12 protein-coding genes and 1 pseudogene are annotated in these 15,301 nt (G+C 36.9%); 3 read left to right on the top strand and 10 right to left on the bottom strand.

Translation table 11 applies throughout. The annotated features are described in order from the left end of the window. Nucleotides 1–201: 201 nt before the first annotated feature. The 4 genes from priA to gmk form a co-directional block, all read right to left on the bottom strand. The gene (priA, locus tag ACIQ38_RS05170) at nt 202–2,613 is read right to left on the bottom strand and encodes a primosomal protein N' (protein WP_402818930.1); all 2,412 of its coding nucleotides are present in this window, start codon (nt 2,611–2,613) and stop codon (nt 202–204) included. Further along, the gene (gene coaBC, locus ACIQ38_RS05165; protein ID WP_402818927.1) at nt 2,610–3,818 is read right to left on the bottom strand and encodes a bifunctional phosphopantothenoylcysteine decarboxylase/phosphopantothenate--cysteine ligase CoaBC; all 1,209 of its coding nucleotides are present in this window, start codon (nt 3,816–3,818) and stop codon (nt 2,610–2,612) included. Before coaBC ends, priA begins: the two co-directional genes overlap by 4 nt. A gap of 79 nt (nt 3,819–3,897) precedes the next feature. Beyond that, complete coding sequence (gene rpoZ / locus ACIQ38_RS05160; RefSeq protein WP_402818924.1) at nt 3,898–4,122, bottom strand: DNA-directed RNA polymerase subunit omega; 225 nt, start codon at nt 4,120–4,122, stop codon at nt 3,898–3,900. Beyond that, nucleotides 4,123–4,743, bottom strand: coding sequence for a guanylate kinase (gene gmk, locus ACIQ38_RS05155; protein WP_402818921.1), 621 nt, complete (start codon nt 4,741–4,743; stop codon nt 4,123–4,125). 169 nt (nt 4,744–4,912) lie between these two features. Between gmk and ACIQ38_RS05150 the strand changes: the two genes are divergently transcribed. Next, the gene (locus tag ACIQ38_RS05150; protein WP_402818918.1) at nt 4,913–6,598 is read left to right on the top strand and encodes an Rqc2 family fibronectin-binding protein; all 1,686 of its coding nucleotides are present in this window, start codon (nt 4,913–4,915) and stop codon (nt 6,596–6,598) included. 213 nt (nt 6,599–6,811) lie between these two features. Here ACIQ38_RS05150 and ACIQ38_RS05145 read toward each other — a convergent pair whose 3' ends face one another. The 4 genes from ACIQ38_RS05145 to ACIQ38_RS05130 all read right to left on the bottom strand — a co-directional run bounded on the left by ACIQ38_RS05145 (nt 6,812) and on the right by ACIQ38_RS05130 (nt 10,975). Next, entirely contained in the window at nt 6,812–7,579 is a 768-nt protein-coding gene (locus tag ACIQ38_RS05145; RefSeq protein WP_402818916.1) for a DUF6414 family protein, read from the bottom strand. Nucleotides 7,580–8,737: 1,158 nt separating this feature from the next. Further along, the gene (locus tag ACIQ38_RS05140; RefSeq protein ID WP_402818913.1) at nt 8,738–9,490 is read right to left on the bottom strand and encodes an amino acid ABC transporter ATP-binding protein; all 753 of its coding nucleotides are present in this window, start codon (nt 9,488–9,490) and stop codon (nt 8,738–8,740) included. 3 nt (nt 9,491–9,493) lie between these two features. Beyond that, complete coding sequence (locus ACIQ38_RS05135) at nt 9,494–10,159, bottom strand: amino acid ABC transporter permease (RefSeq protein WP_402818910.1); 666 nt, start codon at nt 10,157–10,159, stop codon at nt 9,494–9,496. A 33-nt stretch (nt 10,160–10,192) separates the two neighbouring features. After that, a complete protein-coding gene (locus ACIQ38_RS05130) occupies nt 10,193–10,975 on the bottom strand; it encodes a transporter substrate-binding domain-containing protein (protein WP_402818907.1) in 783 nt (260 codons plus the stop codon). 237 nt (nt 10,976–11,212) lie between these two features. On the opposite strand from ACIQ38_RS05130, the pseudogene ACIQ38_RS05125 reads away from it, so the two are divergent. Then, nucleotides 11,213–11,371 (top strand): annotated as a pseudogene (locus ACIQ38_RS05125) (monooxygenase family protein); the annotation flags it as partial. Between the two features lie 186 nt (nt 11,372–11,557). Here the strand turns inward: ACIQ38_RS05125 and ACIQ38_RS05120 are convergent. Continuing rightward, the gene (locus ACIQ38_RS05120) at nt 11,558–13,066 is read right to left on the bottom strand and encodes a DUF1846 domain-containing protein (protein WP_402818904.1); all 1,509 of its coding nucleotides are present in this window, start codon (nt 13,064–13,066) and stop codon (nt 11,558–11,560) included. A 244-nt stretch (nt 13,067–13,310) separates the two neighbouring features. After that, nucleotides 13,311–13,946: a YczE/YyaS/YitT family protein gene (locus ACIQ38_RS05115; protein ID WP_402818901.1), complete on the bottom strand. Its 636-nt coding sequence runs from the start codon at nt 13,944–13,946 to the stop codon at nt 13,311–13,313. Between the two features lie 342 nt (nt 13,947–14,288). Between ACIQ38_RS05115 and ACIQ38_RS05110 the strand changes: the two genes are divergently transcribed. After that, the gene (locus ACIQ38_RS05110) at nt 14,289–15,251 is read left to right on the top strand and encodes an aromatic acid exporter family protein (protein WP_402818898.1); all 963 of its coding nucleotides are present in this window, start codon (nt 14,289–14,291) and stop codon (nt 15,249–15,251) included. Nucleotides 15,252–15,301 lie beyond the last annotated feature (50 nt).

The following is a 15,301-nucleotide window of genomic DNA, read 5'->3' as shown; positions in this document are numbered from 1 at the left end:
TCCTCATTTCAATCTAAATCAATTTCGCCTCAGCGTAATTACGTCCAAATTTTGAATTGAGTTAGGCCTACACGATGTAGGTCATGCAGTCGTTGCGACAGGACGTCGCGAACTTAGACTGCCTTCCTCAACTCCTTTCAAAATTTGTGACACCCGCCGGAGGCAATAACAATATCCAGCAATTCTTTTTGCTGAATATTGTTATAAAATAGTAGATGGGTCTAAATCAATTGTTAAGATAACGCCTTTTTTTATCCATTCTGTACGGTATATTTTGATTAATTGCTGTAGTTTTTCGATTAATAATGGCTCTTTTTTGTATTTTATCAAACATTGGTAACGATATCTATTTTGTATTTTACTAATAGCACTAGCTGTAGGCCCAACGACCATTGTCGTGGACGATAAATTTGCTCTTAACCAATCGGTCGCAAGCTTTGCATATTCAGACGCAAGCATAACATTCTCGTGTGTTACTTGGACTAATGTTAAAAAGTAGAAAGGTGGATAGCCATACTGTTTTCGTGTCAGCATTTCTGTATGATAAAAAGGCTCATATAGTTGAGATTTGGATAGTTCAATCGCATAATGCTCGGGTGTATACGTTTGAATGAATACTTGTCCTTCTTTATCATGTCTACCAGCTCTTCCGCTTACTTGGGTCATTAGTTGAAATGTTTTTTCCGCTGCTCGGAAATCTGCTAAATGGAGTGTTGTATCGGCATTTAATACGCCTACTAGTGTAATATTCGGAAAATCTAACCCTTTGGCAATCATTTGCGTACCGAGTAATATGTCCGCCTCACCGTCTCCGAACTGTTTTAATATACGTTCATGGGCACCTTTTGCTCTTGTTGTATCTACATCCATTCGCAACACTCTTGCATAGGGAAATAATTTCGCGATTTCTTCTTCGACTTTTTGTGTGCCTGTACCGAAAAAGCGAATATGTTCACTACTACATTCAGGACATGTTTTAGGTACTGGTTCTTCATGTCCACAATAGTGACATTTTAATTGTTCTCCCGCTCGGTGATAGGTCAATGAAATATCACATTGTTTACATTCTACTACTGTTCCACAGTCTCGACATAAGACGAAAGATGAAAATCCTCTTTTATTTAAAAACAGGACAATTTGTTCTTTTTTATCTAATTTTTCTCTCACAGCGTCTGCAAGGTCTACACTAAACATAGAACGATTTCCGTTTTTTAACTCTGCGCGCATATCTACAACATTTACGGTTGGTAATGCTTGTTCTTTTGCACGCATTTTCAATGTTAATAAAGAATAAACCCCTTTAGATGCTCGTGCATAAGATTCAAGTGATGGTGTGGCACTTCCTAAAATAACTGGACATTGGTGAAATTCACTGCGCCAAATTGCTACATCTCTAGCATGATATCTAGGATTGTCCTCTTGTTTATAAGTAGATTCATGTTCTTCATCCAAAATAATAATTCCTAAATCTTTGAATGGAGCAAATATAGCAGATCTAGCACCGACAACAACTTTTACTTCCCCACGCCATATTTTCCGCCATTCATCGTATTTTTCACCGATAGATAATCCGCTATGCATAACAGCCACTTGATCACCAAAGCGTAGCTTAAAACGACGAGTCATTTGAGGGGTTAACGAGATTTCTGGCACAAGCATAATCGCTTGCTTTCCTTTTAGAATGGAATTTTCGATTGCATTCAAATAGATTTCTGTTTTTCCACTACCAGTAATTCCATGAAGTAAAAATGTTGTATTTTCGGCATGTTCTTGCGCATGTTTAATGTTCGAAAGTGCCTTATTTTGTTCTTCTGTAAGCTGGAATCGTTTATCTTTATCATCATATTCCAAAGAAGAAATCTCGCGATAAACTTCTTCTTGTTCTTTTTCTAAAATTCCTTTTTCGATTAATGCTTTTACTGTACTATTGCTTGCATTTGCAACTTCGACCAGCTGTTGCATCGTAAATGTAGTTTGCTCTTGCTGTAACAGCCATTCGATTAACTCTTTTTGCTTCACTGCTTGTTTCGTTAAGCTGTTTAACTGTTCGACAATAAATTCTCTATCTGATGCTATATTATATTTCACAATTGTTTTTGCTTTAGCATGCTGCTTAATAACCGTTTCTAACTGAATAGCACCATCTGTTAAGTACTTCTTCATCGCACGTAAATAACCAGATTTTTCAATAACTTCGTAGGAAATGATCTCTTTTTTTCCGAACAAAGCTAAAAAGTCTTCATCTAGTGCAGATGAGTCGACTAACCTAATATTTTTCTTATAAGTAGCACGCAAAGCCGCTGGAAGCATTACTTGCAAGGCATCTATTTCATAGCAAAGTGTTTTTTTCGTCAGCCATTTGGATAGCTGCAAAAGCTCTTCTGTTACAACAGGTTCCACGTCCACAAGGGAGTGCACTTCTTTTAATTTCGACTTATCTAAATCTGTTTCTTCTTTTATATTCGTGACAAAGCCTTGCACTTTACGAGGTCCAAAAGGCACGTGCACTCGACTTCCTCGTTCCACAAGGGTCTCCAACTTTTCAGGGACGATATAGTCAAAAGGTCGATCAATTGGATAGGCAGAAACATCGACAATTACTTCTACGATCATTTTGACTCAGCTGTTTCTAATTTCATAATTGTTTGTAGCAATTGTAGTGCAAGTTCCTTCTTAGGTAGGTGGTCAAAATGTATTTCCATATCGTTTTTTCCAACTAAAGTAACGGAATTTGTATCCGTGCCAAATCCTGAACCTGCTTCTGTTACGTCATTTGCAATGATATAATCCGCATTTTTCTTTGCTAGTTTTCCTTTTGCATAATGCGTGACATCATTTGTTTCTGCAGCAAACCCTATTAACAATTGACTCGTTTTTCTTTCACCAAGCGCCGCCAGAATATCGGTTGTTCGCTCTAATACAATGGTCGCTTCTCCTGGTTGCTTTTTCATCTTTTGGCCATGTACTTCTTTCGGTTTATAATCAGCAACAGCCGCAGTTTTTATGACAATAGAAGCTGTATCAAACTCCTCTATAACGGCTTCATACATTTCCTTGGCACTTTCCACTGAAATAAATTGTACATTAGAAGGTGGATTTATACTGACAGGCCCTGAAATAAGAATTGTTTCCGCACCTAATTCAGCCGCTGCTTCCGCCATTGCATATCCCATTTTCCCACTTGAAAAATTCGTTAAAAAGCGAACTGGGTCAATTCTTTCTCTCGTCGGTCCAGCTGTGACAACAACTTTCTTCCCTTTAAGAGGCAAATCCTTCGGGGTAAAATAGTCTTCCACAAGTTGTACAATTTTTTCCGGTTCTTCCAATCGCCCCTTTCCAACATAACCACATGCTAAAAAACCTTCAGAAGGCTCTATGAATGAATATCCGTCTTTTGAAAGTTGATCTATATTTCGTATAACCGCTGCATTTTCATACATATGTACATTCATCGCTGGTGCGATCCACACTTTTGCAGTCGTCGCAAGTAATGTTGTCGTCACCATATCGTCCGCAATGCCGTTCGCAAGTTTGCCAATAACGTTGGCTGTTGCAGGTGCCACAATGACTAAATCTGCCCAATCTGCTAAATTAATATGCGCGATCACACGCGAATCTTTCTCATCAAATGTATCGAAATACACATCATTTCTAGACATTGCTTGAAAAGTTAGAGGTTGTACAAATTCCATTGCGGATTTCGTCATGATTACTTTTACATCAGCACCAGCTTGCGTAAGCTTGCTGACAAGTGCAACCGTTTTATAAACTGCAATCCCACCAGTTACACAAACGACAATTTTTTTAGAAGTTAACATCTTAATTTCTCCCCTCTAAATAACAACCTCCCAAAGAGTACTTACTTTGGGAGGTGTTTCATTCATCCTATTACACTTCTTACACTTCGTCTTCGTAAACTATGTTTTCGTTAGATGACTCAATCGCCAGTTCCCCAGCTGCAACTTCTTCTAACGCTTTCCCAACTTGTTTAGCAGATACGTATGAAGTTAAACGTTCGCCGCCTTCTTCTTGTAACTGTCGTGCTCTTTTAGAAGCTACACTTACTAACGAGTATTTTGAATCGATTTTGTTTTTTAATGAATCTACTGATGGATATAACATTTAAAATTCCCCTTCCAACATTGCTAAATATCTTTTTTCAACACGTTCACGTCGACAATGCTCAGCAGCAACGATGGCATTTATTTTCGCACATGCTTTTGTGACTTCATCATTTTCCACTACATAATCATATAGATGCATCATTTCAAGTTCTTGTCTAGCAGCTTGAATTCTTGAATTGATCACATCTTCTGTTTCTGTCCCTCTGCCTATTAGTCGTTGCTCTAACTCAGACAAACTAGGCGGTGCAAGGAATATAAAAAGTGCATCTGGTGCTTTTTCTCGAACAAGGGCTGCTCCTTGTACTTCGATTTCTAAAAATACATCGCGACCAGAATCGAGTGTTTCATTTACATAGTCGATGGGAGTACCATAATAATTGCCGACATAAGAGGCATACTCTAATAACTTCCCTTGTCCGATTAACTGTTCAAATTCTTCTTTCTGTTTAAAGAAATAATCCACTCCGTCTACTTCGCCTTCTCTAGGAAGTCTTGTAGTCATAGAAATGGAATATTCGTAATTTGTACCAGGCTCGGAAAACAGTTCTTTTCTCACTGTCCCTTTACCAACTCCAGATGGACCTGATAAAACGATTAATATACCTTTTTCTCTTCGCATAACGTCTCCTTCAAATATATGCTTACTCCGTTTCCTTGTTGCATTATATACTTAACTGATTATAACACAAGTTTCCATTAAAATGATATCATATTAGAAAAGCGTTATTGCCTAAAAAAGTGTGGCAATAGGCTAGTTCGACGATAAAGTTTTGAAAGAGGATACAATTATGGCTTTTGACGGTTTATTTACAATAGCAATGACAACAGAACTACAACAATTGGTTTCAGGACGTATTTCTAAAATACATCAACCAAATGCACAAGAAATTTTAATGCATATCCGAGCACAAGGGCAAAACTACAAATTATTATTTTCTGTTCACCCTTCCTATTCTCGCGTACAAATTACAAACGAAACAATTGATAATCCAACACAACCACCATTATTTTGCATGGTGCTACGCAAACATTTAGAAGGCGGCATTATTCATTCTGTTCGACAACATGAAACAGACCGAATTATCATTTTCCAAATTCAAAGTAAAAATGAAATCGGAGACGACATAACGCGAGAAATCCATATGGAAATTATGGGTCGCCATAGTAACTTATTATTAGTCGATCCTACCCGTAATCTCATTTTGGAAAGTATTAAGCATCTATCACCTTCCATGAATAGTTACCGGACGATTTTACCTGGGCAACCTTATATTGCACCACCTGCGCAGGATAAGCTCCATCCCTTAGTGTATTCAGAGGCACTCCTTAATGTGATTCAAACAGCTAATGAATCGAAAGAAATCGTCGAGCAAATTTCCGGTTTCTCTCCTTTACACGCAAAAGAAATAGTACATCGCTTCCAAAACGGTGCGAATCGTGTCGAAATTTACAAGGAATATTTGAACGAATTTGAACAAGGTGGAACTTCGAAACAAATTGTCGAATCTGGCGGAAAAACGTATTATTCACCGAATGAGTTAACCCATTTAGATGGCGACAAATTTAGCGAAAAAACGCTAGGAAATTTACTGGACCGAGTATATTTCGCCAAAGCGGAACGAGACCGTGTCAAACAACAAGCTGGCGACTTAGAAAGATGGCTTCAAAACGAATTAAATAAATTGAAGCTAAAGATGAAAAAACTCCAAAAAGATTTCGAACAAGCCGAAAAGCTTGATACATTCCAATTGTACGGAGAGCTTTTAATGGCAAATGCATACGCATTGGAAAAAGGGTTAAAAGAAGTGGAGCTCGTCAACTACTACGATGAAGAGGAAAAAACAGTCATCATCCCGTTGGATACACGAAAAACACCAACCCAAAATGCACAAAGCTATTACAATCGCTACACAAAAGCAAAAACAGCTTTACAAAAAATCGAACAGCAATTTGAAATCACAAAAGACGATATTGCCTATTTCGAATTACTGCTTCAACAAGTCATGCAAGCATCTCCAACCGACATCGAAGAAATTCGAGAAGAACTAATGGAGCAAGGCTTATTAAAAGCAAGAGCTTCCAAAAAGAAGAAAAAACCATTGAAGCCAACACCAGAAAAATTCATCGCCTCAGACGGAACTGAAATTTCTGTCGGTAAAAACAATAAACAAAATGATTTCGTCACATTCAAACTAGCGAAGAAATCAGATACATGGCTCCACACTAAGGATATCCCAGGATCCCATGTCGTTATACATTCCGATAATCCATCTGAAGTAGCATTGCTAGAAGCAGCGAATCTTGCCGCTTATTTTAGTAAAGCTCGAGAGTCTGCTTCTGTGCCGGTTGATTATACGGTGATTAAGCAAGTGAAGAAGCCAAGCGGGGCTAAGCCGGGGTTTGTTATTTATTTTGAACAGACTACTTTGTTTGTTACTCCGGATGAGGAGAAGATTCGGTTGATGAAGAAATGAGAAAAGGTTATCAGAGCGGGTTTTTAGTCGCTTTGATAACCTTTTTTTATTTGATATTTCAACTATGAATGAATAATAAGCATACTTACATAAAAATTACTCTTCTATTTTGTCACAACTTTTATATATGAATATCAAGATAAAATGGTCTCATTACTTATGGTACGATTCTTCGTTACAAGGTTAAATAAGGTTTTTGTCTTAAATTTTATTTCATCTATAAATCGCTAACACTTCTAATTCTATCGTATCTCTTTCTGATTTGATATTTTCAATCCCCTCTATTTCACTTTGTCCCATTTGTCTTCTTAGTCCTCTACTAATTGAAAACAAATCTTTCATGATATCGAAAACAACAATAGATGTATCTTTTATTTGTTTTCTAGATGTAATTTTTGCAATAAAAGTAAGTTCTTCTTCCTCATAATCTTCTAATGCTTCCATACCTACAAGTAATTCTGTCGATGTTAACTTTGTAAAGCCTTGCCTTTCACCTAATTGACTACTTTCAATAAAAATTGGAATTTTAGTACTCTCTTTTTCAAAAATCTTTTTAAAAAGTTCTTCTTCCTGAGCATTAGCTAAATTCATGCTATTTATCAATATAGGTTTAAATTGATTAATTAATTCCATCATATCAAACTCATTTGGAATACTTATTGCCCCTTCGAATGAAATGATTGATGATTTTGTAATAGTCTCAATATCGTAATCTAAAGTCATTAAATCAAAATAATGATTTCCACCTTTTTTCTTTAATAATTCTTCAAAATCATTACAATCTAAAACCAGGTTATCAATCAACTCACCTTCCATTTCATTAGTTCCACCAATCCCCCCGGAAAATACTGAAATGTTAGCATCTAGAGATTTGGACGAAGATATTTTCACATTTTTTATTGCTACATGTTTTTTCCCTTCTAAAACGGCTTTGTATTCAGCTACTTTTTGTGCATTAAAATAAATCATATTTTTAAACATAATAATCCCTCCGAAAATTAAGTAGTTTAAAAGTTCAATTACGCTAAATAAGAACATTCGTTCCTATTATATAACATCACAAAAATTTCTTCAATTTACTTTTTACTAAAAGATACTATATCTGATACTAGAGCTAATACATCTAATGTTGCACCATCTTCTATTATTTAACATAAAAAAGAGAATGGCTTTTATTAGCCATCCCCTCTAAATTAAATGATTCTTTAAACTTATGTATTTTCATCTCTACGAAATTAATATAAAAGATTAATAATAATAATAATAATAATAATAATAATAATAATAATATCTATTGGGTTTTTAAAATTTAAATGCGTAGCTAATTTTGTGTTATATAATAGTCTTCAAGGAGGAAGACTATGTCGTTTAAACATTTAAGACAACAATAGAGCAATATAACATATTAATTGCTAGAAGCCATAAGATTAAAGATAAAGATTTTGTTATAGGTTACTCAAACTTCGCACACTGAAATCGAGAAATCAGCCTTGATATAGTTAGGCAGACCGTCAATCCGTTGCTGAAGTTGACTTTTGAATAGTTTTTGTAATGTTTTATTGGTCTTTTTTAAGACATCTTCAAGAAGCTCGAGTAATCGCTGCAGCGCGACAGCCCAATTAAGTTTAATAAAGTTTCCCTGTGTTAGACACAAATTAAAACGTTTCAAGATAGTGTCCTTGTTGTTTCTAGCACTTTTTTGGAATAGTTGTAAACACTTGAAAAGCCAATATTTCACATGTATACTAGAAGTAAGATTTGAATAAAATAAAAAAGACCGTTTGATGTTATAGCATCAAACGGTCAATTATAATAGCGGTTCCCTCAAGGGGATTGGCTGGTTGATAGGATTAACCCATCTGAGCTCCAACTCAAGGATGGGTTATTTTTTTGGGTTAAATGACAGAATCACTACGACTAATGTTGCAAATGCTACTGCGAACATCAATGCTTCGAATACTGACACCGGCACCACCTCCTTTCTTACAGGAGTGTGCCCACCACCCTTGAGTTACCTATCTATTATCCTCTCATTATACCACACATACGTTCTGAAACATATTATTCTCTACGACTCAAGGCACAAATTAATCAAAACACAAGGTCCTGCCTAGAACTATAGACAGGACCTCGTATAATTTATTTCAGAATAGTAGTTTTTAAAAACTCCTGAGTTCGTTCCTCTTTCGGATTGCTGAAAAATTGCTCGGGCTTGCCGCGTTCGACGATTTTTCCATCGTGCATATACACGATCCAATCCGCTACTTCTTTAGCAAATTCCATTTCATGGGTGACAACAACCATTGTCATTCCTTCTTCAGCTAATTCTTTCATGGTGGTTAAAACCTCTCCCACCAGCTCGGGATCCAGTGCCGATGTTGGCTCATCAAAAAGCATAATTTCTGGTTCCATTGCAAGTGCTCTAGCAATCGCCACTCGTTGCTTTTGCCCTCCTGATAGTTTACTTGGATAGACATCTAACTTATCCTCCAAGCCTACTTTATTCAGTAATTGTTTTGCTTTCGAGATAGCCTCCTCTTTGGGAACCCCCTTCACCATAATAGGTGCTTCGATAATGTTTTCCAAAACTGTTTTGTGTGGGAATAAATTGAAATGTTGAAACACCATTCCTACCTTTTCTCTAATTTTATTGAGGTTATCGGTATTAGGGTCGACTTCTTTTCCTTTAATGATAATGTCGCCCTTATCCTTTTTTTCTAAAAAATTCAAACAGCGAAGGAGAGTACTTTTCCCTGAGCCGCTTGCTCCTATTAAACAAACGACATCGCTCTCGTAAACTGTCATATCGATACCTTTTAATACATGCAAGTCTCCAAATGATTTATTCAATTGATTAATTTTAATCATTTCCTTTGCGTCCAATGATCTCATCTCCTATCTGTCACTTACTGCTAATTTCAATTCAAATCGTTTCACTACGAATGTCAACAGTGCCACTAGCAATAAATAGTAGACCGCTACAATGAGTAAATAGGTCATTTCGTCAAAATTATTGGACCCTAGTGTTGTCGCCACATTGAACAACTCATTCATCGAGATAAATGCGGCTAACGAAGAATCCTTTAAACCGATAATAAATTGGTTGCCTAAAGGCGGCAGTGCTCGGCGGAATGCCTGTGGAAGAATAATTCTTCTTAATGTCAGTACTTTTGTCATCCCTAAAGAGCGTCCTGCCTCCATCTGACCTTTATCGACTGCCTGTATGGCTCCTCGAAGGATTTCCGAAATATATGCTCCATTATGTAGGGCCAAAGCCAAGGAAGCGGCCCAGAAATCAGGAAGGAGGAAAAGCCCGCTAATTCCGAAATAGAGGATAAATATTTGAACAATCAGCGGTGTTCCGCGGACTAAATAGACATATGCATCTGAGATGAATTCTAATATTTTTATTTTAGAGATTTTTAATAAGGCAAAGAAAAGTCCAATAATTATTCCGATTAAGATAGATACTATAGTAAGCTCTATCGTTACAAGCATGGCCTTTACGAATACACCCTTTGTATCTATGAGAGTTTGAAAAAAATGTAATAAACTTGGCAATGTACCTACTTCCTTTCTTTCCATCGTGTTGATTTATTCCGGTTTTTTGGTAATGTCCTCACCAAAATATTTGATGCTGATCTCACTTAGTGTTCCATCTTGCCAGAGCTGCTCCAGCGCTTCATTTACACGCTTTAATAGCTTTGGGTTATCCTGGGGTAGCACGATCGCTTGTTCACTGCGCTCAATTAACTGCTGCTCTTTAATCTCAAATCCTTCCTTTGCAGCATTTTTCCCTGTAACAAAATCTGTGATAACCGCATCATGACGTCCACTGCTCAATGCTTGCAAAGCTGTAATATCGCTGTCATATGTTTTTATTTTGTCTGTATACTCAGCCGCTGTATCGGCATAGGTCGAACCTTTTGCTACAGCTACTTCTTTTCCTGCTAAATCGTCGACAGTCTTAATCTCACTGTCCGGTCTTGTAAAAATTTGCGGACCAGAATAATAATAGGGTGTAGAGAAGGAAACATGTTTGCTCCGCTGTGGATTAATCGTATGGCTGGCAACAGCTGCATCTGCACGCCCCGTTTTTACCCCTTCTACAATCCCTTTGAATTTAATTCGCTTCTGAACTGGCTTAAGGCCCATTTCTTTTGCAATGGCTTCGCCAACCTCAATATCAAAGCCTGACATGGTGAGATCATCGTTCATATAACTAAATGGCTTAAACTCACCAGAAGCAGTAAAAACAAATTCATCTTTATGTATCAGTTCAGATCCGTCGGCAAGCTTCTCCTTCTCTGCACAAGCAGATAAAAAGCAGACCACGATCAAACCAAAAACCAATATTAACTTTTTATTTAACCTCATGCTGGCTATCAATCCCTTTCACTCTTATTTAGTTCTTCAATACTTCTAGCTAACTAAGTAGCTTGCTTATAAATGGTAAATACCCTACTAACTTCCGGATTAAACAAAAGAGTGTCAGGCACCTTTAATGGTGTCTGACACTCTTTGTATAATACATACTATACACATTTATATGCAAAAAATAAAAAGCATTTAACTGCCTGGAAAAAGTTCATTCAATAGGTTGGGAACAATAGTGCAGTTGGGACCTATCATGGAACGTATCAAGTAAAAAAAGGTGCTTATGAATCTATTTATGGTAATATGCCTCTCTATGGATTAGGAAAAGCATTAGAATATTTTCCAATCATAGCTGAAAACAATACCGCTAGAAAAAGGCTTCATTCTCGTGCTTGACCTCCAGTATTCTAAAGCTTGGCCTTAATAGGTTCCAACAGACTTTCCGGTAGTTAATCCATTAATCCAAAAAGGTGTAGTCCTCTCTTAAAGAGAAGACTACACCTTTTTAGTAAACTCTATAAACGAAAAAACATCTGCCTTAGGCTTCCATGTAAGAAGAAAAAGACAGGCGTTTTCCAAAACCTAATTGTAATATAGGTTCTCAGTCGGATACACTGGATCATTGGTGATGTCGATTCCAAGCTTCTTAAAGGTCTGTTCGTTTTCCCTATTCAATATAACCGTAGAATGAGCTTGTGTGTCTTTTAAATTTGGCAGTTGCTTATAAGCCAGCTCAGAAGTAGGGTTGGTGACCGCACTGATTGCCAGTGCAATCAGCACTTCATTGGCGCTTAGTGTCGGGACTCGGCTGTTCAAATCATCGGTTTTCAACCGTTGAATCGTCTGCAAAATCATAGGTGACAACAAATCAATTTCATCGGCAATATTGGCCAATTTCTTCAACCCATTCAGAATCGAGGCTGCCGAAGCATCCATCAAAGTTGTCGTTCGACCGGTGATCATCTCGCCATTTGGCAGTTCAATCGCAATTACGGCTTGCAAATTCGTGCTGTCAATTCTCTCTCCGACTGCTTTCGCATAATTACGGGCCGGCAATACCGGTGCCCGATCCTCTTGCTTTAAGTCAGTCTCTTCCAAAATCACTTGCATGTGGCGTACACTATCTTCATCGGCAAGCCCTTTTTTATAGTCGTTCTCTACGACGAAACTGCGCCGAATGATTTCCTGCCTGGCAGCTTCCTGCACGACCATATCGTCGGTGATACCCGATTTCAGACGATTAACACCCATATCAGTCGGTGAGCGGTAAACAGACTCTTTACCAGTAATCCTTTCAATAATCCGTTTGATGACAGGAAACGTCTCAATATCACGATTGTAATTGATCGCTACTTTCCCGTATGCTTCATAGTGATAATTGTCAATCATATTCACGTCTTTCAAATCGACGGTAGCCGCTTCATAAGCAATGTTTATCGGGTGCTTTAACGGCAAGTTCCAAACCGGAAAAGTCTCAAACTTGGCATAGCCGACTTTATTCCCCAGTTTATTCTCATGGTACATTTGGTTAAGGCAGGTTGCAAGCTTTCCGCTGGCCGGGCCAGGTGCCGTTACTACCACGATTGGCTTTGTCGTTTTAATATAGGGATTCATCGCAAATCCCTCCTCGCCAATGACCGCGTCCACATTTGTGGGATAACCTTTGATTTCACTGTGGGTGCAGACGCTAATTCCGTTCCTCTCAAGCTTGGTCATAAATACTTTGGCTGTTGGCTGTCCTTGATAACGAGTGAGCAAGACGCTGTTGACAGAAATGCCATATGCCCGGTATTCATCGATTAAGCGCAAGACATCTTGGTCATAAGTGATACCGTAATCTTCACGGACTTTGTTCCGCTCGATGTCTCCAGCGTACACACAGATGATGATTTCCGCATTTTCTTTCAGCGTATTCAATAATTTGATCTTGGCGTCTTCATCAAATCCAGGCAAGACACGCTTGGCATGTTTGTCGCCTATCAATTTTCCGCCAAATTCCAAGTAAAGTTTATCATACTGCTGCACCCGTTCTAGGATGTAGGCAGATTGTTCTTGTAAATATTTCTCCAAATCAAATCCAACTTTTTTCATTTAATTTCCGCCCGCCTTCTATACTTCAAGCTTTCCCTTAAACCGATAGATAAAAACGCCTTTAGAGAGAATACTAACTAATTTAAATCTTTTATCATTATAAAGCTTTTTAAAAAATAGACAAAGGATAACTGGCCCAATCGTTTCAGTGATTGGGTTATTCTAATAATCTATTTTCTTTAGCATTTGTACAAAACATGTATAAGTTAGAGTTTATATAAAGTATTTATTTATTTTTTGTTGTCTACATATGCGTAAACAGGTGATCCTTTTGACCAAGGAAATATGCCATCAGTTTCTTACATTGAGGAATAGAAATTCCTAAAATCGGACCTAATCCAAATGCAATCAACACGGTTCCAATTCCTACTGGCCCCCCTAGCATCCAACCAAGAAGAAAAACCAGTACTTCTATTCCATTTCTAACTAACGGAATACTCCAACCCGTTCTTTCAATGATTAAAAACATAAAGCTGTCTCTAGGACCTGCTCCAAAATCAGCAGAAACATATAATCCAATACCATACCCAATTAAAACGACACCTATGATAAAGGCAATTGTTGCTCCTATTAAACTATCAATGCTAGGTAAAATCGAATTAAAAAGATCAATAAACAATCCTAATAACAACATATTCAGAAAAGCCCCTATTTTTGGCCATGCCTTATTGAAAATGGAACTGATCAACAAAAGGAAAAATCCACTTATGATCGACCAAGTTCCAATAGTAAAGCCAAATTTAGTGAATAAACCATAATGAAAAACATCCCATGGTCCAATCCCTAAATACTTTCCTTTAATGGTTAATGATATGCCAAATGCTAACACCATTAATCCAAAAATAAAAAAAGACCAGCGTAAAATCCATTCCTTTTTCATAACCGCTCCTCAATCTTGAATCATACTTTTTTATTAATATAACATTAAATTTGGCCAGAATTTATAATCTATATTTTCTAAAATGTCACTCGAACTCATATCTCTCATTTTCTAATAATACGGTTAACCATACCAACTTCTGAGGTAATATAAAATAGAAGAGCATTTTCACCACCTCTCCTCATGATTGTATATAATGAAAATGCAAAAAAAAAAACGGATACAGGTACTTCGGCATATTGAGCCAAGAAACCTGTTCCGTTGCTTTCACGTTCCCATGAATTTCTGTTAGAATTAATAACTACGGGTAATAATAAATATAGAAAAAATAGGATGATGCATATGATCGGAATGGGATATCGGACAATTAAAACAGCAATAGGGGCAGGGTTAGCAATTTGGATTGCGAGTTTATTCGACTTGGAGTTTGGTTCATTTGCAGCCATAATCGTTATTATGTGTATTGAGAAGACAAAGAAAAAGACATTACATTCCATTCAAAAAAAGTTTTTCGCATCACTATTATCTTTAATTCTTGGTTCCATATGTTTTGAATTATTAGGATATCATCCCATTGTCTTAACTCTATTTATCTTATTGTTTGTCCCATGCCTTGTAAAGTTACGTATTCAGGAAGGTTTTGTCACAAGCATAGTTGTAATTTTACATATTTATACAGTAGAGCGAGCCAACCTAGAAAACCTATTGAATGAACTCTATATTATTTTTATTGGGATAGGAATCGCCATACTCGTAAACAGTATTATGCCAAGCTTTAAGAAAGAAATTGAAAAATATAAAACAGAAATCGAAAATAAATTCAGTGTTATTCTTTACCAATTTTCTACATTTTTAAAAGATAGTAAACAAAAATGGAATGGTAAAGAGTTAGTCGAAGTAGAAAACATTCTTAATCAAGCTAAAAACATTACGATACAAGATGTAGAAAATCATCTATTAAGAAAGAAAAACAAGGATTATCATTATCTCGAAATGCGTGAGGATCAACTAGAAATCCTAAAACGGATGGTAGACATCCTAAGCATCGTTTCTTCTTCAGAATTAGATGTAAAACAAAGAGGAATGCTTGCTAATATCTTTCAGTACATCAGTCAACATGTGGATTCAGGGGATACAACCATTGCATTAAAACTATTAGAGGAATACGAGGAGTCCATACGTGAAACAGAATTACCGACGTCAAGGGAAGAATTTGAAGTCAGAGCAAATCTTTTTTATTTAAATTTCGAGATTAAGAACTACTTAATCATTAAGAAAAATATATATAAAAGAAGTAAACTTTAAACCCAGAGTCTAGTGAAGCATCCCTGTGTTAGACACAATTCAAAAGAAGT

This window comes from Psychrobacillus sp. NPDC096389 (genome assembly GCF_044762855.1).
Classification (GTDB): Bacteria; Bacillota; Bacilli; order Bacillales_A; family Planococcaceae; genus Psychrobacillus.
Note: the sequence above shows the minus strand (reverse complement) of the source record. Positions and strands in the feature narration are given on the sequence as shown.